Source organism: Mycobacterium sp. 48b (assembly GCF_048282725.1).
GTDB lineage: Bacteria > Actinomycetota > Actinomycetes > Mycobacteriales > Mycobacteriaceae > Mycobacterium.
Genome location: NZ_JBLVUL010000001.1, coordinates 5,635,501 through 5,660,738 on the forward strand (window position 1 = coordinate 5,635,501; position 25,238 = coordinate 5,660,738).

Annotated in this window: 23 protein-coding genes; 12 read left to right on the plus strand and 11 right to left on the minus strand. The window is 67.4% G+C overall.

The features are described 5' to 3' along the window. The 5 genes from nuoK to ACNQR1_RS27525 are packed head-to-tail and all read left to right on the plus strand — an operon-like array spanning window position 1 to window position 6,126. On the plus strand, window positions 1-300 hold the full coding sequence (gene nuoK / locus ACNQR1_RS27505) for an NADH-quinone oxidoreductase subunit NuoK (RefSeq protein ID WP_003881446.1): 300 nt from the start codon (window positions 1-3) through the stop codon (window positions 298-300). 7 nt (window positions 301-307) lie between these two features. Then, entirely contained in the window at window positions 308-2,188 is a 1,881-nt protein-coding gene (nuoL, locus tag ACNQR1_RS27510; RefSeq protein ID WP_418048773.1) for an NADH-quinone oxidoreductase subunit L, read from the plus strand. After that, a complete protein-coding gene (locus ACNQR1_RS27515; protein WP_418048774.1) occupies window positions 2,182-3,771 on the plus strand; it encodes an NADH-quinone oxidoreductase subunit M in 1,590 nt (529 codons plus the stop codon). The genes nuoL and ACNQR1_RS27515 overlap by 7 nt, the downstream gene beginning before the upstream one ends. 2 nt (window positions 3,772-3,773) lie before the next feature. Then, window positions 3,774-5,339, plus strand: a complete 1,566-nt coding sequence (gene nuoN, locus ACNQR1_RS27520; protein WP_418048775.1) for an NADH-quinone oxidoreductase subunit NuoN — start codon at window positions 3,774-3,776, stop codon at window positions 5,337-5,339. 19 nt (window positions 5,340-5,358) lie between these two features. After that, window positions 5,359-6,126 (plus strand): enoyl-CoA hydratase, encoded by a 768-nt coding sequence (locus tag ACNQR1_RS27525; protein WP_418048776.1) that lies wholly within the window; start codon window positions 5,359-5,361, stop codon window positions 6,124-6,126. On the opposite strand, the gene ACNQR1_RS27530 is transcribed toward ACNQR1_RS27525, so the two are convergent. From ACNQR1_RS27530 to ACNQR1_RS27555, 6 genes are all read right to left on the minus strand, one after another. Then, entirely contained in the window at window positions 6,123-7,169 is a 1,047-nt protein-coding gene (locus ACNQR1_RS27530) for a zinc-dependent alcohol dehydrogenase family protein (RefSeq protein ID WP_418048777.1), read from the minus strand. The genes ACNQR1_RS27525 and ACNQR1_RS27530 overlap by 4 nt on opposite strands. A 22-nt stretch (window positions 7,170-7,191) precedes the next feature. After that, window positions 7,192-7,866 (minus strand): PIG-L deacetylase family protein, encoded by a 675-nt coding sequence (locus ACNQR1_RS27535; protein ID WP_418048778.1) that lies wholly within the window; start codon window positions 7,864-7,866, stop codon window positions 7,192-7,194. Between the two features lie 2 nt (window positions 7,867-7,868). Next, window positions 7,869-8,267 carry an SgcJ/EcaC family oxidoreductase gene (locus ACNQR1_RS27540; RefSeq protein WP_418048779.1) on the minus strand — a complete coding sequence of 133 codons (399 nt, stop codon included), beginning with the start codon at window positions 8,265-8,267 and terminating at the stop codon, window positions 7,869-7,871. Between the two features lie 33 nt (window positions 8,268-8,300). Continuing rightward, window positions 8,301-9,665, minus strand: coding sequence for an LLM class flavin-dependent oxidoreductase (locus ACNQR1_RS27545; protein ID WP_418048780.1), 1,365 nt, complete (start codon window positions 9,663-9,665; stop codon window positions 8,301-8,303). Continuing rightward, window positions 9,662-10,954, minus strand: coding sequence for an MFS transporter (locus ACNQR1_RS27550; RefSeq protein WP_418050530.1), 1,293 nt, complete (start codon window positions 10,952-10,954; stop codon window positions 9,662-9,664). Before ACNQR1_RS27550 ends, ACNQR1_RS27545 begins: the two co-directional genes overlap by 4 nt. Window positions 10,955-11,050: 96 nt before the next feature. Beyond that, entirely contained in the window at window positions 11,051-11,659 is a 609-nt protein-coding gene (locus tag ACNQR1_RS27555) for a TetR/AcrR family transcriptional regulator (protein ID WP_418048781.1), read from the minus strand. 45 nt (window positions 11,660-11,704) lie between these two features. On the opposite strand from ACNQR1_RS27555, the gene ACNQR1_RS27560 reads away from it, so the two are divergent. Together ACNQR1_RS27560 and ACNQR1_RS27565 are read left to right on the plus strand one after the other, a co-directional pair. Then, window positions 11,705-12,850: a phosphotransferase family protein gene (locus tag ACNQR1_RS27560; RefSeq protein WP_418048782.1), complete on the plus strand. Its 1,146-nt coding sequence runs from the start codon at window positions 11,705-11,707 to the stop codon at window positions 12,848-12,850. Further along, a complete protein-coding gene (locus ACNQR1_RS27565; protein WP_418048783.1) occupies window positions 12,851-13,966 on the plus strand; it encodes a hypothetical protein in 1,116 nt (371 codons plus the stop codon). Between the two features lie 119 nt (window positions 13,967-14,085). On the opposite strand, the gene ACNQR1_RS27570 is transcribed toward ACNQR1_RS27565, so the two are convergent. After that, entirely contained in the window at window positions 14,086-14,487 is a 402-nt protein-coding gene (locus ACNQR1_RS27570) for a DUF4345 domain-containing protein (protein WP_418048784.1), read from the minus strand. Between ACNQR1_RS27570 and ACNQR1_RS27575 the strand changes: the two genes are divergently transcribed. Next, window positions 14,486-15,262, plus strand: coding sequence for a helix-turn-helix domain-containing protein (locus ACNQR1_RS27575; RefSeq protein ID WP_418048785.1), 777 nt, complete (start codon window positions 14,486-14,488; stop codon window positions 15,260-15,262). The genes ACNQR1_RS27570 and ACNQR1_RS27575 overlap by 2 nt on opposite strands. 44 nt (window positions 15,263-15,306) lie before the next feature. Here the strand turns inward: ACNQR1_RS27575 and ACNQR1_RS27580 are convergent, their stop codons facing one another. Further along, window positions 15,307-16,809 carry a flavin-containing monooxygenase gene (locus tag ACNQR1_RS27580; protein ID WP_418048786.1) on the minus strand — a complete coding sequence of 501 codons (1,503 nt, stop codon included), beginning with the start codon at window positions 16,807-16,809 and terminating at the stop codon, window positions 15,307-15,309. A 45-nt stretch (window positions 16,810-16,854) separates the two neighbouring features. Beyond that, the gene (locus ACNQR1_RS27585) at window positions 16,855-17,826 is read right to left on the minus strand and encodes a TIGR03617 family F420-dependent LLM class oxidoreductase (RefSeq protein ID WP_418050531.1); all 972 of its coding nucleotides are present in this window, start codon (window positions 17,824-17,826) and stop codon (window positions 16,855-16,857) included. 27 nt (window positions 17,827-17,853) lie between these two features. Between ACNQR1_RS27585 and ACNQR1_RS27590 the strand changes: the two genes are divergently transcribed. After that, entirely contained in the window at window positions 17,854-19,206 is a 1,353-nt protein-coding gene (locus ACNQR1_RS27590) for a flavin monoamine oxidase family protein (RefSeq protein WP_418048787.1), read from the plus strand. Window positions 19,207-19,213: 7 nt separating this feature from the next. Here the strand turns inward: ACNQR1_RS27590 and ACNQR1_RS27595 are convergent, their stop codons facing one another. Then, window positions 19,214-20,137: an alpha/beta fold hydrolase gene (locus tag ACNQR1_RS27595; RefSeq protein WP_418048788.1), complete on the minus strand. Its 924-nt coding sequence runs from the start codon at window positions 20,135-20,137 to the stop codon at window positions 19,214-19,216. A gap of 43 nt (window positions 20,138-20,180) precedes the next feature. Beyond that, window positions 20,181-21,278, minus strand: a complete 1,098-nt coding sequence (locus ACNQR1_RS27600; protein WP_418048789.1) for an NAD(P)-dependent alcohol dehydrogenase — start codon at window positions 21,276-21,278, stop codon at window positions 20,181-20,183. A gap of 69 nt (window positions 21,279-21,347) precedes the next feature. Between ACNQR1_RS27600 and ACNQR1_RS27605 the strand changes: the two genes are divergently transcribed. The 3 genes from ACNQR1_RS27605 (at window position 21,348) to ACNQR1_RS27615 (ending at window position 25,178) form a co-directional block, all read left to right on the plus strand. Beyond that, window positions 21,348-22,319 (plus strand): NADPH:quinone oxidoreductase family protein, encoded by a 972-nt coding sequence (locus tag ACNQR1_RS27605; RefSeq protein ID WP_418048790.1) that lies wholly within the window; start codon window positions 21,348-21,350, stop codon window positions 22,317-22,319. 120 nt (window positions 22,320-22,439) lie between these two features. Next, window positions 22,440-23,582 (plus strand): zinc metalloprotease, encoded by a 1,143-nt coding sequence (locus ACNQR1_RS27610; protein WP_418048791.1) that lies wholly within the window; start codon window positions 22,440-22,442, stop codon window positions 23,580-23,582. 18 nt (window positions 23,583-23,600) lie between these two features. After that, window positions 23,601-25,178 carry a M20/M25/M40 family metallo-hydrolase gene (locus ACNQR1_RS27615; RefSeq protein WP_418048792.1) on the plus strand — a complete coding sequence of 526 codons (1,578 nt, stop codon included), beginning with the start codon at window positions 23,601-23,603 and terminating at the stop codon, window positions 25,176-25,178. The last annotated feature ends 60 nt before the right edge of the window (window positions 25,179-25,238 follow it).

Consider the following 25,238-nt stretch of genomic DNA (forward strand, 5'->3'; position numbering starts at 1 on the left):
GTGAATCCCGACAACTATCTCTATCTGTCGGCACTGTTGTTCACCATCGGCGCATCGGGAGTGTTGTTGCGACGCAACGCCATCGTGATGTTCATGTGCGTCGAGCTCATGCTCAACGCCGCCAATCTGGCGTTCGTGGCGTTCTCCCGGATGCACGGCCATCTCGACGGCCAGGTCGTGGCCTTCTTCACCATGGTGGTCGCCGCCTGCGAGGTGGTGGTGGGCCTGGCGATCATCATGACCATCTTCCGCACCCGCCGTTCGGCCTCGGTCGACGACGCCAGCCTGCTGAAACATTAAGGGCGCGATGTCACTTCCAGTGTGGTTGCTCATCGACCTGCCGGCCTCTGGTGCGGCGATCCTGCTATTGGCCGGCCGGCGGGCTAACCGGTGGGGACACCTGCTGGGTTGCGCGGCGGCGCTCGCGTCGTTCGCAATCGCTGCGGTCCTGTTCGCCCAGATGCTCAGCCGTCCGGCCGAGCATCGCACGATCCAGGAAACCCTGTTCTCGTGGGTGCCGGTGGCCGGCCTGCAGGTCGATTTCGGATTGCAGCTCGATCAGCTGTCGGTGTGTTTCGTGCTGCTGATCACCGGTGTGGGCTCGCTGATCCACATCTACTCGATCGGGTACATGGCCGACGACCCCGACCGGCGAAGGTTTTTCGCGTATCTGAATCTGTTTCTGGCGGCCATGCTGCTGCTCGTGCTCGCCGACAACTACCTCGGCCTGTACGCCGGGTGGGAAGGCGTGGGCCTGGCCTCGTATCTGCTGATCGGATTCTGGGCGCACAAACCGTCGGCCGCCGCCGCGGCCAAGAAGGCATTCGTCGTCAACCGGGTCGGCGACATGGGCCTGGCCATCGCGCTGATGATCATGTTCGCCACCATCGGGTCGATCTCGTTCGCCGGAGTCTTCAGCGCCGCACCGTCGTTGAGCGAGTCCACGCTCACCGCGATGGGGCTGCTGCTGTTGCTGGGCGCGTGCGGCAAATCGGCCCAGGTGCCGCTGCAGTCCTGGCTCGGTGACGCGATGGAGGGCCCTACCCCGGTGTCGGCGCTGATCCACGCCGCCACCATGGTCACTGCCGGCGTCTACCTGATCGTTCGGTCCGGCCCGATCTTCGATCTGGCACCGGGCGCCCAGACCGGTGTGGTCATCGTCGGCGCCGTCACGTTGCTGTTCGGTGCGATCATCGGCTGCGCCAAGGACGACATCAAGAAGGCCCTTGCCGCATCCACGATGAGCCAGATCGGCTACATGGTGCTCGCAGCCGGGCTCGGGCCCGCCGGTTACGCGTTCGCGATCATGCACCTGCTCACCCACGGCTTCTTCAAGGCCGGCTTGTTCCTCGGTGCCGGGTCGGTGATGCACGCCATGGACGACGAGGTGAACATGCGCCGCTACGGCGGGCTGCGCAAGGTCCTGCCCATCACGTTCGCCACCTTCGGGCTCGGCTACCTGGCCATCATCGGGGTACCGCCGCTGGCCGGCTTCTTCTCGAAGGACAGCATCATCGAGGCGGCGCTCGGCGCCGGAGGCGTCCGGGGCCTGATCCTTGGCGGGGCAGCGATTCTCGGCGCCGGGATCACCGCGTTCTACATGACCCGGGTGATGCTGATGACCTTCTTCGGCGAGCCGCGCTGGGAGGACAAGGCACATCCGCACGAGGCCCCGGCCGTGATGACCTGGCCGATGATCCTGCTCGCGGTCGGCTCGGTGGTCTCCGGCGGTGCGCTGGCGATCGGCGGCACGCTGTCGCACTGGCTCGAGCCGGTGGTCGGCGCTCACGAGGCGCACCACGCCATCCCCGCGTGGGTGGTCACGGTGGTGGTGCTCGCGGTCGTCGCGGTCGGCATCGTGGTGGCCTACCGGATGTACGCGCAGCGGCCGGTCCCGGCCGAGGTACCCGACGGGTCGGCATTGACGGTGGCCGCACGGCGCGATCTGTACGGCGACGCATTCAACGAGGCGGTGTTCATGCGAGGCGGCCAGACCCTGACCGCGGCCCTGGCCGCCGTCGACGACAAGGTGGTCGACGGCACCGCAGGCGGGCTGGCAGCGTTGGTGAGCCGCACCTCGGATAGGTTGCGCCAGTTGCAGACCGGCTTTGCCCGGTCGTATGCGCTCTCCATGCTCGGCGGGGCGGCTCTGGTGGTGGCGACGATTCTGGCGGTGCAACTGTGGTGAGCACATTTCCGTGGCTGACGGCGCTGTGGGCGCTGCCGACGGTGGGGGCCGCCGTGGTGATGCTGCTCCCGGCCGCGCAACGGACACTGGCGCAATGGCTGGCCCTGGTGATCTCGCTCGCGGCCCTGGGCGTTGCCGGCGTCATCGCCGTCGGCTTCGATCCGGCCGGCGACCAGTATCAGTTCGTCGAATCACACCGCTGGATCCCGTCTTTCGGTACCGGTTACATCCTCGGGGTCGACGGAATCGCCCTGGCCCTGGTTGTTCTCACCGCCGTGCTGCTGCCGCTGCTGATCGTCGCGGGTTGGAACGACGCCACCCATCAGACCGGGCTCGGCGGCCGGGGCGTGCAGGCGTACCTGGCGTTGACCCTGGCCGTCGAGGGCATGGTGTTCATGTCCCTGGTGGCTCTGGACATCCTGCTGTTCTACGTGTTCTTCGAGGCCATGCTGATCCCGATGTATTTCCTGATCGGCGGGTTCGGCGGGGAACATCGATCCAGAGCCGCGGTGAAGTTCCTGCTGTACAACCTGTTCGGCGGTCTGGTGATGCTGGCCGCGGTGATCGGGCTGTACGTGGTCACGGCGGGCAGCGACGCATTCGATTCGGGCACCTTTGATTTCCGGGCGATCGTCGCCGCGGTCTCGTCGGGTGAGTTCGTGATCAACCCCGCGGTGGCCAACCTGCTGTTCCTGGGTTTCATGTTCGCGTTCGCGGTCAAGGCCCCGCTGTGGCCGTTCCACCGCTGGCTTCCTGATGCGGCGGTTCAGGCCACCCCGGCCAGCGCGGTGCTGATGATGGCGATCATGGACAAGGTCGGCACATTCGGCATGCTGCGTTACTGCCTGCCCCTGTTTCCTGACGCCTCAACGTATTTCCGCCCACTAGTCATCACGCTCGCGGTGATCGGCATCATCTACGGCGCGGTTTTGGCGATCGGTCAGACCGATGTGATGCGCCTGATCGCTTACACCTCGATTTCGCACTTCGGTTTCATCATTCTCGGCATCTTCGTGATGACCAGTCAGGGCCAGGCCGGTTCGACGCTCTACATGATCAATCACGGGATCTCGACGGCCGCACTGTTCCTGATCGCCGGGTTCCTGGTGTCGCGGCGCGGTTCCCGGTTGATCGACGCCTACGGCGGTGTGCAGAAGGTGGCCCCGGTGCTCGCCGGAACGTTCCTGGTGGCGGGCCTGGCGACGTTGTCGCTGCCGGGTCTGGCGCCCTTCATCAGTGAATTCCTGGTTCTCATCGGCACATTCACGCGCTATCCGGTGGTCGCGGTGTTCGCCGCCACCGCGCTGGTGTTGTCGGCGGTGTACATCCTGTGGATGTACCAACGGATGATGACGGGTCCGGTCCGCGACGAGATGCTCGACGGTGAGAACAAGGTACGGGATCTGGTGCCACGCGAGCTGGTTGTGGTCGCGCCGTTGATCGCACTGCTGCTGGTGTTGGGCATCTACCCCAAACCGGCGCTGGACGTCATCGATCCGGCCGTGCAGCACACCTTGACGACCATCGGACAGACCGATCCGGTGCCGAGCACGCCACCGACCATCGCCGAGGGGGGACGCTGATCATGGTGACGCCGAGCATCGAATACGGTCTGCTCTCCCCCATGCTGATCGTGTTCGGGGTCGGGGTGGCCGGAGTGTTGGTCGAGGCCTTCCTTCCCCGCGGCGCCCGGTATCGGGTGCAGGTCGCCCTCGCGCTGGGTGGGTTGGCGGCCGCCGTGGTGGCAGTCGTGCTGCTGGCCCGGGAACTGCACGGCACCCCCGGCAAGCCCGCGGTGCTGGGCTCGGTGGTGCTCGATGCTCCGGCGTTGTTCCTGCAGGGCACCATCGCCCTGGTCGGCATCCTGGGCATCCTGCTCATCGCCGAACGACAGCCCGCCTCAGAGACTTCCGGTGATGCCCGCGGCCTGGACGGCTTCACACCGCAGGCCTCGGCGGTACCGGGAAGTGTGGCCGAGCAACTGGCCACGAAGACCGGGGTGATGCAGACCGAGGTGTTTCCGCTGACCATGTTCGCCATCGGCGGCATGCTGCTGTTCCCGGCCGCCGACGATCTGCTGACCATGTTCATCGCACTGGAAGTGTTGTCGCTGCCGCTGTATCTGCTGTGCGGGCTGGCCCGTCGCCGGCGACTGCTGTCGCAGGAAGCATCATTGAAATACTTTCTGCTGGGCGCCTTCTCGTCAGCGTTCTTCCTGTACGGGGCGGCCATGCTGTACGGCTATGCCGGGACGCTGGACCTCAACGGCATCGCCAACGCCGTGGTCACCAGGGAACCCAACACTCCACTGGCATTGATCGGCGTCGCCCTGCTGCTCGTCGGGGTGTTGTTCAAAGTCGGTGCTGTTCCGTTCCATTCATGGATTCCCGACGTGTACCAGGGTGCCCCCACCGCGATCACCGCGTTCATGGCCGCGGCCACCAAGATCGCCGCGTTCGGCGCCATGCTGCGGATCTTCTACGTTGCCCTGCCGCAGTTGCGCGATGACTGGCGGCCCGTCCTGTGGGCGATCGCGATCCTGACCATGGTGGTCGGCACCATCACCGCCGTGACCCAGACCGACGTCAAACGCATGCTGGCCTACTCCGCGGTGGCGCACTCGGGGTTCATCCTCACCGGTGTGATCGCGGCCAATCCCGCCGGGGTGTCCTCGACCCTGTTCTATCTATTCGCGTACGGATTCAGCACGCTCGGCGCGTTCGCGGTCGTCGGTCTGGTCCGCAACGCCGCAGGCGAGGAAGCCACCGGGATGACCCAATGGGCCGGTCTGGGGCGACGCTATCCGATTGTCGGCGTGGTGTTCTCACTGTTCCTCCTGGCGTTCGCCGGCATTCCGCTGACCAGCGGATTCGTCAGCAAGTTCGCGGTGTTCAAGGCCGCTGGTGAGGGCGGCGCGATCCCGCTGGTCATCGTCGGCGTCATCGCCAGTGCCGTCGCGGCCTACTTCTATGTGCGGGTGATCGTGCTGATGTTCTTCACCGATCCACCCGAGGACGCACCCGAGGTGGTCGTCCCCAGCGGCCTCACCACCGCCGTCATCACCGTCACCGCGGCCATCACTTTCGCGCTCGGCGCCCTGCCCCAGCCGCTGCTCGATCTGGCGAACAACGCCGAGACCTTCCTGCGGTGAGCTCCGTTAGATTCGAACGATGACGACCGTCCTCACCGCCGACCACGGCGCCGTCCGGGTCCTGACCCTCCATCGCCCGCAGGCCCGGAACGCCCTAGGGCGCGAGCTGATCGAGGAGCTGTACAGCTCCCTGGATCACGCCGATTCAGACGAGGCGGTGCGCGCCATCGTGCTCACCGGGACCGACCCCGCGTTCTGTGCCGGTGTCGACCTCAAAGAGGCGCAAACACTCGGCATGGAGTATTTCGCGGAGTTCCGGTCGCACAACTGCATCACCAAGACCGGCGAGCTGCGCACCCCGATCATCGGAGCCATCAACGGAGCCACGTTCACGGGCGGCCTGGAGATGGCGCTGGGTTGTGACTTCCTGATCGCGTCGGAACGCGCGGTGTTCGCCGACACCCACGCCCGGGTCGGCATCCTGCCCGGCGGCGGGATGACGGCGCGGCTTCCCCACGTTGTCGGCGCGGCAATGGCCCGCCGGCTGTCCATGACCGGAGAAATCCTCGACGCCGCCCGTGCCGAACGACTGGGGCTGGTCACTGAGGTGGTCCCACACGAGCGGTTGCTGGACCGGGCCCTGGAGCTGGCCGGTCAGGTCGCCGAGGTTCCTGGCCCGATCATGGCCGGGCTCAAGGAGATCTACACCAGAGGCACCGATCCCCTCATCGGTCCGGCACTCGCCGCCGAGCAGGCGATCGCCGGCGCGCAGACCCGCGACTTCGACGGCCTCGGTGACCGTTACCGCGCTGTGGCCCAACGTAATCGAGGCCAGATCGACGGTTAGCCGGCCCGGGTGGGTTCGATGATCGTCATTCCCGGCCCCGTGGGTGCATCCATGGCGGCCATCGCCGCGCCCGCATCGTCCAGACCCACCCGCCGGGTGACCAACAGCTCCGGCTCCAGCGCGCCGGATGCCAGAAGCTCGAGCATCGCCGGATAGTCGACGGCGGGCATGCCGTGCGACCCGAGGATCGAGAGTTCCTGGGCGATCACCCGGTCCATCGGGAAGGCGGTCCGCGCCGCATCACCCAGCAGCAGCCCGACCTGGATATGTCTGCCCCGGCGCCGCAACGAGGAGACCGAGGCCGCCGCGACGGCGGGATGGCCGATGGCGTCGATCCCGATGTGCACGCCGCCGCCGGTCCGGTGCACGACTTCGGTTGCGATATCGGAGATCTCGCTGCCGTCGATCAGCTCGTCGGCCCCGAGGCGACCGGCGGTGGCGAGCGCCTGGGCGTCGCGGTCGACGGCAACGACCTTGGCGCCGAACGCTTTCGCGATCATCACTGCCGACAGGCCCACCCCTCCGCACCCGTGAACGGCCACCCACTGGCCCGGCTCCACCCCGCCGTGGGCGACCACAGCCCGGAACGACGTCGCGAAACGGCACCCGAGCGACGCCGCCGCGACGAACGAGACGCTGTCGGGCAGCCGCACGAGGTTGGCCTGGGCCCGTGGCACCGCGACCCGTTGGGCGAACGAGCCCGGCAGCGTGAACCCCGGCTGCAGCTGATCCGGACAGACCTGGGCGTCACCGGCCACGCAGAATTCGCAGTGCCCACAGCCCAGGACGAACGGTGCGGTCACCCGGTCGCCCGCCTGCCAGCCGAATACCCCGGCACCGACAGTCACGATGGTTCCCGCGAATTCATGCCCGGGGATGATCGGCAAGGTGACCGGATCGTGCCCCCGCCAGGCATGCCAGTCGGACCGGCACACACCGGTGGCCGCCACCTCGACGACCACGCCGTCGTCGGGACATCCGGGGTCGTCCACCTCGACCACCTCGGGCAGCTCGCCGACCCGGGAATACATCACAGCACGCACAGCTGCGATCGTAGGCCGATCCTCAGCGATGCCGTTTCAAGATGAAGCCGACGGTTCGCCCGCCGAACCCGGGGAGTTCAGGCGTCGACATCTCCACCTGACGGCGCGCCTGTTCGACGACCGGCGTCTCCGGGTCGAGCACCGAGAGGTAAACCTCATGGGCAGCAAGAGAATCCACGGCCAGCTCGGTGTAGCCGTCGACCACCTCACAATGCGTCGGTCCCGGCCCGTTCTCGAATAGCCAGGTGGGAGCGTCGGCCAGGCTGTCATAGGCGGCGGCGACCGCATGGGCGAACTCGATGTGATCACGCTGGTTGGGTGCACCCGGCGCCCAGCTGGGCCCGCTGTAGAGGGTGACCACGACGTCCGGACGCCGCGCGCCGATGGTCTCGGCGATCTTCGCGCGCAGCTCGGGGGTATCGCGGATGTCGCTGTCCGGAAAATCCCAGAACTCCACGTCGTCAACGCCGACGACGGCAGCCGAGCGGCGCTGCTCCCCTTCCCGCAACGGTCCGGCCTGCTCCGGCGCCATCCCGGCGATACCCGCCTCGCCCCGCGAAGCCAGCGCGTAGTGCACGGTCTTGCCCTCAGCGGTCCACTTCGCCACAGCCGCGCCGATCCCGTACTCGGGGTCGTCGGGATGTGGCACCAGCACCAGCGCGGTCATCCAGTCCGTGGGGAACGGTTGTACCGCCATGGCTAGCTCACCCGAGTGTTGTGGGCGGAGCGAATCAACCAGCGTCCGTCGCCTTGCACGACGACGTAGCTGATGATTCCGCTGCGGTTCTCCGGGCTCGCTCCCGGCTGTGCATGGTCGGGCCAGTCCCAGCGCGTGTGCACGAGCGCCACGCCGGGCGCGATCTCGGCGATGGCCTCGACCCGCTGGGTGTAGTTGCGCTTCTGCTGCACAACGGATTCCGGCACATCCCGGTGCCCCTCGACATTGTCGGCGCGGGAGGTCCACCACAGGCCACTGTGCGCGACGAAGTCAGCGTCCTCGGTGAAATACCGCCCCCAGCCCTCCATGTCGTGCGCTACCCAAAGGTCGGTCGCGGCGTCCATGACGGCCCTGATGTCCCGTTGATCCTTCGCGTTCACCAGACCAGTGTCGGACCTCAACATTGGTTCATGTCAACCCCAGTCCTGCGGTCGATAAGCTGCGCCCGGATGCTCGGCAGCGAGCAGCGGTCCGGCCCCGCCGAGCCGCTCCCGCAGGGTGGCCCGCTCGCCTCGGTCGGGAACCCGGCCGCGACGTCGCAACTCCGGCACGACATGGCGGGCGAAGTCGACGAAGGTGCCCGGTGTCGTGACGTAGGCCAGATTGAACCCGTCGACACCCGCCTCCTCGACCCAGCGTTCGAGTTCGTCGGCCACCTCGGTGGGCGAACCCACCACCACCGGACCGCGCCCGCCCAGACCGACCTCGTCGGCCAGCTCGCCCGCCGTCCAGTTCCGGTCCGACGTGGTGAACGATGCCAGCGCAGAACGATTGGCCTCGGTCTGGACGTACTTGAGGGATTCGTCGGGCCCGAGCTCGGCCAGGTCGACACCGGTCCAACCACCGAACAGTGCCAGAGCGCCGTCGGCGCTCACGTACTGCCGGTACTCGTGCAGCTTGGCGACGGCCAGTTCGCGGGTTTCGGCGACGATCGGCGTCAGCATCGTGAACACCTTGATGGCCCCAGGATCTCGTCCGAGTTCAGCGGCGGCGGCGCGCAGCGATGCGACCGGTTTGGCGACGATTTCGGGGGTCGGACCCGACACGAACACCGCCTCTGCGTGAGCCGCGGCAAAGCGGACTCCCCGTGGCGATGCACCTGCCTGAAACAGCACCGGGGTGCGCTGCGGAGACGGTTCACACAGGAACGGCCCGGGTACGGTGAAGTAGCGGCCCTTGTGTTCGATGTCATGGACTTTTGCCGGATCGGTGAACACGCCTCGCTCCCGGTCGCGGATCACGGCGCCCGGTTCCCACGATGCCTCCCACAGCTTGTAGCAGACCTCGAGGTACTCCTCGGCGATCTCGTACCGCTCGTCGTGCGGGATCTGGGCATCCAACCCGAGATTCCTTGCGGCGCTGTCGAGATAAGAGGTGACGATGTTCCAGGCCACCCGGCCGTCGGTCAGATGATCCAGTGTTGCGAACCGCCGTGCCAGCGCATACGGCTGCTCGTACGTCAACGACACGGTGACACCGAATCCCAGGGTCTCGGTGACCGCCGCCATGGCCGACACGGCCAGTGTCGGGTCGTTGACCGGCACCTGCGCGGCATCGGCCACAGCGGCATCCCGGGAACCGCCGTACACGTCGTACACGCCGAGCACGTCGGCGAGGAACAACGCATCGAAGCCACCCGCCTCCAGGGTGCGGGCCAGTTCCGTCCAATATGTGAGTTCGCGGTACCGGTAGCCCTGATCCTCGGGGTGGCGCCACAGACCCGCGGACTGATGTCCGACGCAAGCCATGTCGAAGGCATTGAGATAGATCCGGCTCATCGTGCGTCCCCGATGTCATCGCGATGGGTTTCCCGCGCAAAATAGGCTGCCGCGAAGGTGATCGCCGTCAGCACTGCGAAGTATCCGACGATCAGCCAGGGGCTGCCCCCGCCTGCCACCAGCAGCGCCGCCGCGATCAACGGTGCGAATCCGCCCGAGAGCACCGCACCGATCTGATACCCCAACGAAGCACCGCTGTAGCGCACCCGGGTATCGAACAGTTCCCCGAACCACGCTGCCTGTGGCCCATACATGGCGTCGTGAGCGATGTTGACCCCGAACACGATCGACAGCACGATCGCGACGTGGGACCCGGTGCCCGCCGCGACGAAGAACAGGACGAGGGCAATCACACCTGCCACCGCACCGAACAGATACGGGGGACGCCGACCGATCCGGTCGGACAGCATGGCCCACGCCGGGGTGCTGATCAGTCCGACAGCCGACGCGATCAGCACCGCCGTCAAGCCGACCTGGCTACCCGCCGACGACGAATCCTGCAGGTAGGTCAGCGAATACGTGGTCAGCAGGACGAACAAGGCGATCTGCGAGAACCGCAATCCGGTGGTGATCAACACATTGCGGGGTTGGGTGCGCAGCACCTCCAGCACCGGCAACCGCGCCACCTCATCGCGGTCGCGCAACCTGGTGAACACCTCGGCGTCATCGAGCTTCAGCCGGATCACCAGACCCACCACCACGAGAACGGCACTGAGCAGGAAGGGGATTCGCCACCCGTAGGCGAGGAAGGCATCGGGACCGGTGACTGTCCTCGTCACGTAGAAGATCGCCGTCGAGAGCAACATGCCGGCCGGGGAACCCAACTGGGTGAAACTTCCGAACAGGCCCCGGCGGCCGTCCGGTGCGTGTTCGACCGAAAGCAATGCCGCGCCGCCCCATTCGGCGCCCACCGCCAGGCCTTGAAGCAATCGCAGGCCCACCAGCAGCGCGGGCGCCAGCAAACCGATCTGGGCATAGGTCGGCAGCAGCCCGATCGCGAAGGTGCTCAGCCCCATCCCCACCAGCGCGGCGACCAGAACAGCCTTGCGCCCCAGCCGGTCTCCGTAGTGACCCGATATCAGGGCACCCAAGGGCCGGGCCCCGAACCCCGCGGCATAGGTCGCGAACGAGGCCAGCGTGCCGGCCGTCGACGAGATGTTCGGGAAGAACAACGGTTTGAAGACCAGGGCCGCGGCCGTGGCATACAGGTAGAAGTCGTACCACTCGATCGTGGTGCCGACCGCACTGCCCAACGCGACGGTGCGCGCGCTCGGCTTGGCAGTGGCCACTGAACGTGGGTCGGTAATAGTCACGTGGCCGCAGGTTATGCGGGACCGGAACGGCTCGGAAGCTTTGTCCTCACCCTGACGCAAAGGCGTCAGAGGTCACTTGCCGACAGTGGCCCCGTGCACCAGGATCGCCGCCGTCTGCGCCACCCACTCGTCGTCCAGAGCGCGGTCGGGCCACAACAGCATCCGCAGCATGGTCGACCCGCCGATGAGCTCCACCAGGCGGTCCGGGTCGACATCAGGTTGGACCTCACCGCGCACGATGCCGTCGACGATCCGGGCGCGCACGGTGACGAAGGTCCCGGCGAACCGCTGCATCACTCTTGCGTTCAGATCGGTGTCGGCGACGACGTCGGCGACCAGTCCGGGCAGCGCCGCGCGCATCACCGGACTGGTGAACACATCGCGGGCGGCACCGATCATCGCCCGGATGTCTGCGGCGATGTCACCGGCCGGCGCCGTCAACGCGGTCGCGGCAGCAGGGAACACCGCCTCGTGCACCAACTCCGCTTTGCTCGACCAGCGGCGGTACAAGGCGGTTTTCGTGGTTTGCGCCCGCTCGGCGACCGCGGCCATGGTCAGGTTCGCGTAACCGATTTCGACAAGCAGGTCCGCGGTCGCCTGCAATATGGCAGCGTCAATGCGCGGGTCACGGGGGCGTCCCGCGCCGGCACTCTTGCCAACTGTGGATGGCTCTGCTTTCATAACGCTACTAACAGTATCGTAATTGTGGCCGTAAGGAACAGTTGAATGGCAAACGAGGCCGTGGACGCTCCTGTGGAGAACGTCGACCACCTGCAACGCTCCAGCCGTGACGTCACCACCCTGCCAACGGTGCTGTCGAAATGGCTGTCCACCGTGATGCCGGGCGGTGTCGCCCCCGAGATCACCGTGGAAAGCGGAGTCGACTCCAACGGCATGTCCTCGGAGACGATCATGCTGACCGGGCGCTGGGAAGAGAACGGCGAGCCGAAGGAGCAGAAGTGGGTGGCCCGCGTCGCCCCTACCGATGACGACGTGCCGGTGTTCTCGTCCTACCGGCTGGACCACCAGTTCGAGGTGATGCGCCAGGTCGGCGAACTGACCGATGTGCCGGTCCCCAACGTGCGCTGGATGGATACCACCGGCGAGGTGCTGGGCACTCCGTTCTTCCTGATGGACCGGGTCGAGGGCCAGGTGCCACCGGATGTCATGCCCTACACCTTCGGCGACAACTGGTTCGCCGATGCGCCCCTCGAACGCCAGCGCGAACTGCAGGACAGCACCGTCGAGGTGCTCGCGAAACTGCACGCGATCCCCGACGCCGCAGAGCGGTTCGGGTTTCTGTCCGAGATCGATCCTCCCGGCGACACCCCGCTGCGCAGGCACTTCGGCTGGCTCAAGGACTGGTACGAGTACGCGGTGCCGGATATCGGCCGCTCCCCACTGGTCGAGCGGGCACTTGCCTGGCTCGAAGACAACTTCCCCGAGGACGTGGCGGCGTCGGAGTCCGTTCTGATCTGGGGCGACTCGCGCATCGGCAACGTGCTCTACGACGACTTCCGGCCGGCTGCCGTACTCGACTGGGAGATGGCCACCATCGGCCCCCGCGAGCTCGATGTTTCGTGGATCATCTTTGCGCACATGGTGTTTCAGGAGCTGTCGGGTATGGCCGGGCTGCCCGGTCTGCCCGATGTGATGCGCGAGGAGGATGTCCGCACCACGTACCGCGAGTTGACCGGAGCAGAACTCGGCGACCTGCGCTGGTTCTACATCTACTCGGGCGTCATCTGGTGTTGCGTGTTCATGCGCACCGGCGCCCGGCGGGTGCACTTCGGCGAGACCGAGAAGCCCGACGATGTCGAAACGATGTTCTACCACGCGCCGTTGCTCCGGCGACTGATCGAGGAGTCTTAAATGCTCGGCCCGATGGACGAATTCCCGGTCCACCAAGTCCCCCAGCCGATCGCCTGGCCCGGATCTTCTGACCGGAACTTCTACGACCGTTCGTATTTCAACGCCCATGACCGCACCGGAGACATCTTCGTCATCACCGGTCTCGGCTACTACCCCAACCTCGGGGTGAAGGACGCGTACTTTCTGGTTCGCCGCGGCGACGAGCAGACGGCCGTGCATCTGTCCGACGCGATCGACCAGGACCGGCTCAACCAGCACGTCGGCGCCTACCGGGTCGAGGTCCCCGAGCCGCTCAAGAAGGTGCGCATCGTCCTCGAGGAAACCGAGGGCATCGCCGCGGATCTCACCTGGAACGGGCTGTTCGACGTCGTACAGGAACAGCCGCACCTGATGCGCCAGGGCAACCGGGTCACCCTCGACGCCCAGCGCTTCGCCCAATTGGGTTCCTGGAGTGGCTACCTGGAGATCGACGGTCAGCGCATCGACGTCGACCCCGACACCTGGATCGGCTCGCGCGACCGGTCCTGGGGCATCCGGCCGATCGGTGAGGCCGAACCCGCCGGGCGTCCGGCCGACCCGCCGTTCGAAGGCATGTGGTGGCTGTACGTCCCGATGGCCTTCGACGACTTCGCGCTCGTCCTCATCATCCAGGAGGAGCCCAACGGGTTCCGGTCGCTCAACGACTGCACACGGGTCTGGAAAGACGGCCGCGTCGAGCAGCTCGGCTGGCCTCGGATCAAGATCCACTACCGGTCGGGCACCCGCATCCCGACCGGCGCCACCATCGAGGCCACCGCGCTCGACGGCACCCCGGTGCGGTTCGACGTGGAATCCAAACTGCCCGTGCCGATTCACGTCGGCGGCGGTTACGGCGGCGACGCCGACTGGATCCACGGCGTGTGGAAGGGCGAGAAGTTCACCGAGCGTCGCACCTACGACATGAACGACCCTGCGGTCGTCGGGCGGACCGCGTTCGGCGTGATCGACCATGTCGGCCGGGCCTTGTGCACCGAGGGCAACGGTGCGCCGGTCGAAGGCTGGGGCCTGTTCGAGCATGGCGCACTGGGCCGGCACGACCCGTCCGGGTTCGCCGACTGGCTCACCGTCGCCCCGTAGGTCTCCAGCTCGGAAGCGCGGAAGTTCCTCAGCCTGCCCCGTCAATGTCACGCTGGAGTGGCTGTCAATGGCGACAGCCACTCTGGCGTGACACTGGGCGCAGGATTGGGTGACCGAATTCAGGCCGCCCAGAACAGCGCGCCCGCGCCGATCGCCTCGACCAGGCAGTAGAACCAGTTGGGGTAGAAGGCCGTCCGTTCATCGAACACCGCCGAGACGGCGCGGCCGACAGCCATCCCGCCCAGCGCGGCGCCGACGGTGATCAGGATTCCGGTGCGCACCTCCGCTGGTGCCACGGCCGCGTAGGCCAGCACCGCGGCCATGGCGATACCGAAACCGCCGTACACGCCACGGACTTCCGCGCGGGCGGCGGCCGTTCTGAGGTCGTAGTCGAACGGACGCAGAATCGCCTGTGGCGCTGCCAGTGCGTAGACACCCATGCCGAGGAAGAACACCCCGACCACGACGATCACTGCGATGACCACGGTAGCCTCCTGATCAGTTGACGAGGAGGCCAGCATGCAGCTTGAACCGGTGCCGGCGCTTCCACAAACCTGCTACCCGACGGTGTGGCTGTGGCCGGGGCAGGCTCTCTACTCCGGGCCTGGTCTGGGTCTGCAGCCGCACTCCGGATCGGTGTGGTGCCTGGCAGTCGGGGTCGACGGCCCGCTGACGGTGACGGTGCAGGGCAACGCGATCACCGCGGGCAGCGTGTTGATTCCACCGCGACTCGTCCATCATCTGTCGATGCAGGGCGGGTTGGTGTCGTGCTACCTCGATCCCAGTTCTCAGCGCAGCACGTCGTGCCGTCAGCAGTTCTCCGAGTTCCAGGACAGCATCGGCATCGGTCACGCCGCCGAGCCCGTACTGACGGCGAGGCCCGTCGACGACGAGGCCGCCCGACGCTGGTTGGACCTGGCCGCCCCGGACACACCTCATCGGATCGATCCCCGGATCGAGGTGGTGGCCAAGCAGATTCGCGAGGATCCGGCGGCAGCGGTGTCGGCGCGGGAGTTCGCGGCGGCCGCCGGGTTGTCGGAATCGCGGTTCCTGCATCTGTTCCGCCGGGAGGCCGGCACCAGTTTCCGCCGCTACCGGATGTGGAGCAGGCTGGTGTCGGCGGGTACCGCCGTGGCGGCCGGACAGAACCTGACGACGGCGGCGGCCGATTCCGGATTCGCCAGCCCGTCGCACCTGGCCGACACCTTCAAGACCACGTTCGGGCTGTCCGCGACGCAACTGCTGACGACGGGACTACGCATCCGCACCCCGTGTCGAGCGTGCGCAAACTGCTGACGAAATGCGGCGTGCCGGGCAGCAGACACGCACGCTCGCGGTGCTTAGGAAGCGGCCTCGGACGTGACGGGGACGGCAGGGGCGCGGCCGAAGACCATCGACTCCTCGATGCGGTCGAAGCGGTGGTCGATGGCGTCCAGCACGTAGTTGTGCCGCACGTGCCACGGCCGCCTGGTCCCCGACCGCGGCAGCGCGTGCTCGGAGCGCTGGATGTAGCCGGCCTCCAGGTCCCACGTCCGCTTCTCGGGCATCGGTGCCGCGCCCTTGTGCGGATAGGCATGCGTGTAGCCGTGAGCACCCATGTACGCCAGCAGATTTGCGAATGCCCGCGCGGTCATGTCGGCCCGCAGCGTCCACGACGCATTGGTGTAGCCGATGCACCAGGCCAGGTTGGGCACGTCCTCCAGCAGGAATTCCTTGTAGACGAACCGCTCGGTCGGCTTGACCTCATGCCCGTCGACCGCCAGCCTGATCCCGCCGAGCGCCTGCAGTTGCAGACCGGTCGCGGTGACGATCACGTCGGCGTCCACCCGCGCACCGGATTTCAGCACGACACCGGTGGCATCGATGTGGTCGATGTGGTCGGTGACGACGTCGACCCGGCCGTCACTGATGTGCCCGAACAGATCACCGTCGAGCACCAGGCACAACCGCTGATCCCACGGGTTGTAGCGCGGCTTGAAATGCACGTCGACGGGATAGCCCTCGGGCAACGCCGCCACGACCCGCTTGCGCAGGTAACTGCGGCCGAGACCGGGAGCCTTGCGGAAGAAGTAATAGCTCAGCACGTGGATCATCGCGTTGCGGAACCGCACAACTTGATGAGACAGCTTGCGCGGCAGAATTTTACGGATGGTCTGCACCGACGGAACCACGCGGTCCGCCGCCACCATGTAGGTCGGTGAGCGTTGCAGCATCGTCACGTGGCCGGCTTGCCGCGCCAATGCGGGCACCAAACTGACCGCGGTGGCCCCGCTGCCGATCACCACCACCCGCTTGCCCGAGTAGTCCAGCGACTCGGGCCAGAACTGCGGGTGCACGACCTCGCCGCCGAAGCTGTCGATACCCGGGAATTCCGGGGTGTAGGGCTCGTCGTAGTTGTAGTAACCGGTGCCGCAGAACACGTACCGGCACCGGAACGTCCTGGCCTGGCCGTCGGTTTCGGCCTGCACGGTCCACGTGTCGGTGTCCGAATCCCAATCCGCCGACAACACATGGGTGTTGAACCGGATGTGGCGATCGATGCCGTGCTGCCGGGCGGTCTCGGTGAGATAGTCGCGGATGTCGTCGCCGTCGGCCACGTTCTCGGGCTTGGTCCAGGGCTGGTACGGGAAGCTCAGCGTGAAGATGTCACTGTCCGAGCGGATGCCCGGGTAGCGGAACAGGTCCCAGGTACCACCGATCCGCTCCCGGCGTTCCAGCACGGTGTAGGTCAGCCCCGGGCTCTTCTCATGGACCCGGTAGGCCGCGCCCAATCCGGAGATCCCCGCCCCGATGATGAGCACGTCCGAGTAGTCCGGATCCGCAGCGCGACGAGCACCGTCCATCGCGAACCTCCTTTGGTCCCGCGCAGTACCACCCAGCCTAGGTGCTCAGTCGCGCAGTGCGTCAACGATCTGGGCAAGCGAATCCAGCGCGATCGGGCCCGGTTGGTACAGGCAGATCCGGTCGGACACGCCGCCCACCCGGTCACGGATGTGGGCGGCGATGTCGGCGGGGCTACCGCAGGCCGCGATGGTGTGCAGCACCTCGTCGTCGATCAGCGAACCCATCTCCTGCCACCGGCCCTGCTTGGACAGTGCGTTGAGCTCCGGCTGCAAATCACCCCAGCCGTGCACCTCCAGCACCGGGCGGTACGCCGGGGTCGAGCCGTAGAAGGCCAGCAGCCGTCGCGCCGCGTCGTGGTCGTCGCCGGCCGACACGATGATCTCCGGAACGATGGCCAGCTCCCGCTGGTCACGCCCGGCCGCGGCGAGCCCGTCCCGCACCGCGGGCAGCGTCGCCTCGTGCAGGAACCGCTTGGAACCGAACGGCATGACCAACAGCCCGTCGGCGAACTGTGCCGTGGCCCGGGTGAGCCTGGGACCCAGCGCGCCGACATAGATCGGCGGCGGACCGTACGGGTTGTCCCGGGGCGTGAACGTCGGCGTCATCAGGGTGTGCCGGTAGTACTCACCGCGAAAATCGAGCCGCTCGCCGGTCTCCCAGGCCGCGAAGATCGCCCGCAGCGCCGCGACGAACTCGGACATCCGGGCCACCGGCCGGTCGAACTCCGCGCCGAACCGCTTCTCGATCTGGGTGCGGATCTGGGTGCCGAGCCCGAGCGTGAACCGCCCACCGGACAGGATCTGGTGGTCGATGGCCTGGTGTGCCAGGTGAATCGGGTTGCGGGGAAACGCAATTGCCACATTGGTCATCAGGTCGAGATCCCCGACGGTGCTGGCCAGCGTCAAGGGGGTGAACACATCGTGTGGCCCCTCGAACGTGAACACCCCACTGGCACCGGCCTCGCGCAGGGCCGCGGCACGAACGGCCGCGTCTTGCGGCCCGAACAACGCTGTCATGACCTTCACGCGTGAGAGCCTAGACAGGTGAGCATCCCAACCAGCACCGACGTCGTCGTGGTCGGCGCCGGCTTCTCCGGTTTGTCCGCCGCCCGCGCCCTGGTCCGGCTGGGCCACCAGGTCGTGGTGCTGGAGGGCCGCGACCGCGTGGGCGGACGCTCATCGACCACCGAGATCGCCGGGGTGCCGGTCGACCTGGGCGGGACGTTCGTCGGCCCCACCCAGGATGCGGTGCTGGCGCTGGCCGACGAACTCGGGTGCGACACGGTGCCGACCTATGACCGCGGCAAGAACCTGATCCTGTGGCACGGGCGGGTGCGGGCCTACCGCAGCACCATCCCGCGCCTGTCGATGATGGAACTCTTCGATGTCTCCCGCATCCAGTGGCGCTTCGAACGGCTCTGCCGGCTGATCCGGGTCAACGAGCCGTGGAAGAGTCCGAACGCCCAGAAACTCGACGAGCTCACGCTCGAGCAGTGGCTGCGCTCGGCCGGTGCCAACGCATCGACGCGCAACCTCATGGCGATCATGTCCCGGGTCACCTGGGGTGCCGAGCCCGACGAGGTGTCGATGCTGCACGCCGCCCGCTACGTCAAGGCAGCAGGTGGACTCGACCGCATGCTCGACGTCCGCGGCGGCGCCCAGCAGGACCGGTTTCCGGGCGGTACCCAGCAGATCGCCTGCAAGATGGCCGACGAACTCGGAAATCGGGTGGTGCTGAGCGCCCCGGTGGGCCGCATCGAGCGCCGCCCCGACGGCACCGTGGCGGTGAGTTGCTCGGGCGGCGAAGTGCACGCGCGTGCGGTGATCGTGGCGATCCCGCCCCAGCACCGCACCGGTATCGAGTTCAGCCCACCATTACCCAAGCCCTACGCCGAGCTGGCCGCGAACTGGCCACAAGGCAACCTGAGCAAGGCCTACGCCGCATATGAGCGGCCGTTCTGGCGCACCAACGGTTGTTCGGGCGAAGCCTTGTCCGACGAGGGGCCGGTGTTCATCACCTTCGATGTCAGTCCCGGCGACGGTGGTCCCGGCATTCTGCTGGGGTTCACCGATTCCCGCACGTTCGACCGGTTGACACCGGATCAGCGACGCGAGCAGGCCCTGTCCGGGTTCGCCACCCTGTTCGGTGACGCCGCCCTGAAGCCCACCGACTACGTCGACCACTGTTGGAGCACAGAGCAATTCGCACCAGGCGGGCCAACGGCGGCGGTGCCGCCGGGATCGTGGACACAGTACGGCCGGTGGCTGCGCGAGCCGGTGGATGCCATTCACTGGGCCGGCACCGAAACCGCCGATGAGTGGACCGGATTCCTGGACGGTGCGGTGCGGTCGGGGCAGCGAGCCGCAGACGAGGTGGCCGGGCTACTGGCCGGCTGATTCCGCCTCAGCCGATACGGCGCTGTGGCGCAACGGATTCGGTAAGACGACGCAGGTGGGCGCTGACCTCGTCCGGCCGCTCGAGGATCGCGCAGTGACCTCCCGGCAGCTCCACCAACGAGGCGAGGTTCGGCGCGTCGGTGGCGATGCGGCGTGAGGCGACGATCGGCAGCAGCCGGTCTTTGGTGCTGCCGATCACCAGGGTCGGGACGACGAGGTTACGCAGCGAGATGTGCGTGGTCCCCAAACTGTCCACGAGAGCGCGGGCCCAGCCGCCACGACTGGCCGGTGGCGTGGCGGCGAAAAGGTGGTGCACGAACTCGGCGACCCACGGTTCGGCGTCGCGGCCCACGGCCAGATAGGCCACAAACCGCTTGTTCGGCCCGTCGGCGAGGCGGGGCACCGGCGTGGCACCGAAGGTCTTGAGGAAGGTGCCGGCCGCGCGGATGCGCGCCGCCGACAGCGGCGCGGGGACGGGCGCCAGTTTCACATGGCGCAGCAGGTCCCCGGTGGTGGTGTTGATCAGCGCGACCGCATCGGCTCGGGCGGCCACCCGGGCCGGATAGCGCTGCGACCATGAGGTGATCGCGATGCCGCCCATCGAATGCCCCGCGATGATGGCCCGCTCACCGGGCTTCAGCGTGGCGTCGAGTACGGCATCCAGGTCGGCGGCGAGATGGTTGAGGCTGTACCGGCGACGTCCGTGCGGAGTCTCGCTGCGGCCGTGCCCGCGATGGTCGTAGGCGATGACGCGGTAGTCGGTGGCCAGATCGGCGATCTGGTGGGCCCAGACCCCGATGGCACAGGTGATGCCGTGCGCCAGCACGATCGGGTAGCCGTCCTCGGGCCCGAATACCTCGGCATGCAGCCGCACTCCGTCGATGGCGCGAACCTCGACGTTGCGTGCCGGCGGTAGCTGAGGAAGGGTCATGCTGCTCCGATCATAGGCGCCGTTGCCAAGTGAAACTGGGGATTCACGAGCCTACCGCGCCGGTGATCAGCACGGGTTTGACCACGTCAGCGGCCTTGGCGGCAGCCCAGGCCCGGTCGAAGTCACCGAACGGGTACCGGGTCACGAACTTGTCGAGCGGAAGTTCGCCACGGCGGTGCAGATCGATGAGGCGCGGGATGAAGGTCTGCGGTTCGCTGTCCCCCTCCACCACACCGCGCACGGTCAGGCCCTTGCCCATGATGGCCGCGACGGGCAGCTCGGCCGTCAGCGCACCGAGACCCAGCAGCGCCAGGGTGCCGCGTTCCCGCAATATCCCCACCGCCGCGGCCAGAACCTCGGGCCGGGCGGTGGTGTCGACCGCCGCGGCGGCTCCCCCGGTCAGCTCGAGGATCGTCGCGGCGGCGTCGGAAGCGGTCGGGTCGATCGTCGCGGTTGCCCCCAATTCGGTTGCCAGCGTGCGCCGCTGCGCGATCGGGTCGACGGCGACGATGGTCCGGCACCCCGCGACGCGGGCTCCCATGACCGCCGAAAGCCCGACAGCGCCGGCGCCGAACACCACCAGCGCGTCCGCGGGTTGCGGCGCGAGCACATTGAGCACGGCGCCGACACCGGTCTGCACGCTACAGCCCAGCGGGGCCGCCAGCGCTGGGTCGATCGGCTCGGGCAGCACCACCGCGTTGCGGCTGCCGGCGATCGCATAGGTGCAGAAGCTGGACTGGCCGAAGAACCCGGCCCCGATGGGCGCACCGTCGGCGTGCAGTGCGCTGGACTCGTCGCGGCGGCCACCGCGCATGTTGAGGTCGGTCGAACGCTCGCAGTACGCCGGTGCGTCAGCCTGGCAGTTGTGGCAGGCGCCGCAGCTGGCGAAGGTGAGCACCACCTGATCGCCGACCCGGGGTGTGGCAGTCGGTCCGGCCTGGACCACGGTGCCCGCGCCCTCGTGGCCGAACACCATCGGCAGCTTGCGGAAGCGCGCGGCCACGCTCACGTCGGTGTGGCAGATGCCCACCGCGTCGATGCGGACCAGCACTTCGTCGCCGACCGGTTCCCGGATCTGAACGTCGGTGAGCCGTGGATCGGCTCCGGCGTCGAGCACCACCGCGGCGCGGGCGTTGAGCATCCGGTGATGCTAACCACGGAGTTGACACCTGTCACAATTGGCTGGCGACCCCACCCGAAGGAGACACCGATGCGTGCAGCACAGATCACCCGGCTCGACGGACCCGACGCTGTGCGGGTGGCCGAGGTGGAGGAGCCCTCTTCCGACGGCGCGGTGGTGATCGACGTCCACGCCGCCGGAGTCGCCTTCCCGGACACTCTGCTCACCCGCGGTCTCTACCAGTACAAGCCCGATCTGCCGTTCACCCCGGGTGCCGAGGTCGCGGGAGTGGTGCGCAGCGCACCGGCGGATGCCCATGTCCGCGCCGGTGACCGCGTGCTGGGCCTGACCATGTTGTCCGGCGGCATGGCCGAAGTCGTGGCACTGCCCGCCGAGCGCGTGTTCGCGCTGCCGGACGCCGTGTCGTTCGAGGCCGGCGCAGGCATTCTGTTCAACGACCTGACGGTGCAGTTCGCGTTGCGGACGCGTGGCAGGCTGGCCGAGGGCGAAACCGTCCTGGTGCACGGCGCGGCAGGCGGCATCGGCACCTCGGCCCTGCGGCTCGCGCCGGCACTGGGGGCCTCGCGCACCATCGCGGTGGTGTCCACCGAGGAGAAGGCCGAGATCGCCAGGGCCGCAGGCGCATCGGATGTGGTGCTGGCCGACGGATTCCGGGACGCGGTAAAGGAACTTACCGGCGGCCGCGGCGTGGACGTCGTCCTCGATCCGGTCGGCGGTGACCGGTTCACCGACTCGCTCCGGTCGCTGGCCGTGGGTGGACGGCTGCTGGTCGTCGGGTTCACCGGGGGCGAGATCCCCACGGTCAAGGTCAATCGCCTGTTGCTCAACAACGTCGATGTGATCGGCGCCGGTTGGGGCGCGTGGACGTTCTCCCACCCCGGCTACCTGCAGGAGCAGTGGGCAGAACTGCAGCCGCTGCTGGCCTCCGGCGCAGTCGCCGCACCACAGCCCGAGGTGTACCCGCTGGAGCGGGCCGCGCAGGCCATCGCATCGCTGGAGAACCGCAGCGCCAAAGGCAAAGTGGTGCTGAAGCTGCGCTGACCCAGGGCGCACCTCGCCGATCCTCGAAGTCGAGTAGTCGACTACGCGTGTCCCGGAAAGCTCGGCCCGCCAATACTTTGAGCGGGCACGGACGCCCCCGGTTCGCCGAAAGGAACGGCCATGGAAGAACAACAGGTTCCGTTGTCGCGCCAGCTGTGCGCCACGATGGCCATCCACTACAACCTGCTCAACAAGAGCGAGAGTTACCGGCAACGGTGCGATCAGTTCGAGAACAGGGCGATGGCGTACGAGTCGGGGATGCGCGCGCCCAGACGCGGCATCGTGACCATTCCCGTCGTGGTCCACGTCCTGCACAACCCTGCGTCGCCGGCCGAGAACATCAGCAAGGAACAGATCGACAGCCAGATCGACGTCCTCAACCAAGACTTCCGGGCCACCAACCCCGACCGGGTCGGCGTGCCGGCCGTCTGGACGAACCTCATCGCCGACTGCGAGGTCGAGTTCGAACTGGCAACCGTCGACCCCGAGGGCAACCCGACCGACGGCATCACCCGGACCGCAACCGACAAGACGTTCTTCACCGCCGACGACGAGGACGTGAAATCGAGCGCGACGGGCGGCGCCGACCCCTGGCCGTCCCTGGACTATCTCAACCTCTGGGTCTGCGGTGAGCTGCGCAGCGGCGGGCAGGCCATCCTCGGCTACGCGCAATTCCCCGGTGGGCCACCGGAAACCGACGGTGTGGTCATCGCACATACGTTCTTCGGCACCACTGGCACGGTCAGCGCACCGTACGACCTCGGGCGCACCGCCACCCACGAGATCGGCCATTGGCTGAGCCTGCGGCACATCTGGGGCGACGACGGATCCGGATGCAGCGGTGGCGATTTTGTGGACGACACACCCAATCAGGCCCGGGCGAATTTCGGCAGGCCCACGTTCCCCCACGTCACCTGCAGCAACGGACCGCACGGCGACATGTTCATGAACTACATGGATTACACCGACGACGCCGGAATGTTCATGTTCACCGCGGGCCAGTCGGTTCGCATGTCGGCGACGCTGGAGGGCCCGCGTGCCTCGTTCCTGGCGCGCACCGCCGCCCCGGCCGAGCCGGCGCAACCCCGGGTGCTGGTCGGCGCAACGGTGGGCACCAACGGCGCAGGCGAAGCCCCGCAGGCATCGCCGGCACCTGCCGTCGCCACCGCCACGGCCGATGCGGAGGTCGGTGAGCTGCGTCGCGAGGTGGCACAACTGCGGTCCGTCCTCGCCCAGATCGCCACCCTGGTCGCCCGCAGCTAGCCGGAGCAGGCAGCTGCGATGAAACTCGTCTTGTTCGACCTCGGCCAGACCCTCGAGGACGGCGATGCCCTGTTGCCGGGAGCGTTACAGGCACTGACCGATCTCGCCGAGCTCAGGGACGAGGACGGCATCCCCGTGTTGCTCGGGCTCGCCTCGGACTTCGACGAACCAGCGCAGCATTACTACCGAATCCTCGAAACGCTCGGTATCCGTGGCTTTTTCGAACCGGTGAACACCCACGTCACGCTCTCGGGTGAAGTGGGGGTGCACAAGCCGGCCAGGGAGTTCTTCGCCAGGGCGGTCGCCAAGGCCAACCCCGCACTGACGTTCGCCGACGTGCTGTTCATCACGGAGAACTCCGCGCACGTCGCGGCCGCACGCGCGCTGGGCCTCGACGCCATCCAGGTCCGTCCGCCCGGCGAAGGTGGTGGCGATATCGGATCGCTGTCCGAACTGCCTTCCCGTGTGCAGGATTTCATCGGAGCCGATTGGGTGCAGTTGGGCGACACGGTGCTGCGCCGCGACACCACACACGCCGCATCACGCGCCCGCCAGGCGCAACTGCGGCTTGTGGTTCAGCACGGCCGGCTCTACCAGAAAGCCCATCCCCACGTTCCGGTGGTCACGGACAAGGGACGCTACCTGGTGATCGATGTCGGCCCCGACCCGTCCGATGACGTCACCGATGACGACTTTCCGTGCTACAGCGTGCGCGATATTCCCTGGGGTAGAGCTGTTTTCGAGACGAGGCACCGGATTGCCCACGAGCCCGACCCGGCGGTACAGAAATGCGTCGACGCAGTGTCGGCCGAACGGTACGAGCTCGACCTGCGCAAGCTGGTCGACTTCGGCACCCGGCATTCCACCAGCGCACAGTTCGGCCGGGCAGCCGACTGGGCACAATCCGAACTCGAGACCGCGGGGTACCGCACCCACACTCAGACCATCGACGTGGGGGCCAGGACCAGCCGCAACGTGATCGCCGAGCGCCCCGGCTCGGCACCCGCGCCGCGGGGCGTGGTGCTGGTGACCGCGCACCTGGATTCGATCAATCTCGCCGGTGGCCCGGCCGCGCCCGCGCCCGGCGCCGACGACAACGGGTCGGGCAGCGCAGGTGTCCTGACCATTGCCCGCGCCATCCAACATCATTCGGGTCAGCACGACGCACGGTTCATTCTCTTCGGCGGCGAGGAGGAAGGGTTGTTCGGAAGCCTGGCCTACGTCGCGAGCCTGAGCCCGGCCGAACGATCACGGATCCGCGCGGTGGTCAACATGGACATGATCGCGACGCTCAACACCGCAGACCCCACGGTGCTGCTGGAAGGCGCCCCGATGTCGCAGCAGCTGATCGACGACCTCGCCGACGCCGCACACACCTACACCGGGCTGACCGTGCAGACCAGTCTCAATCCGTTCAACAGCGACCACGTGCCGTTCATCGACCAGGGCATTGCGGCCGTCCTGACCATCGAGGGCGCCGACGGCGCCAACGACCATGTTCACAGTTCTGCCGACACCATGGAGTTCATCGACATCCGTCTGGCGGTCGAGATTCTGCGCATGAACGTGGCTTTGATGGTCTCCGCGCTCGGCTAGACGTGTCTGACATTGTTGCCACGCGCGCCGTCGTTCGGAGCGAATATGGAACCGGCGACT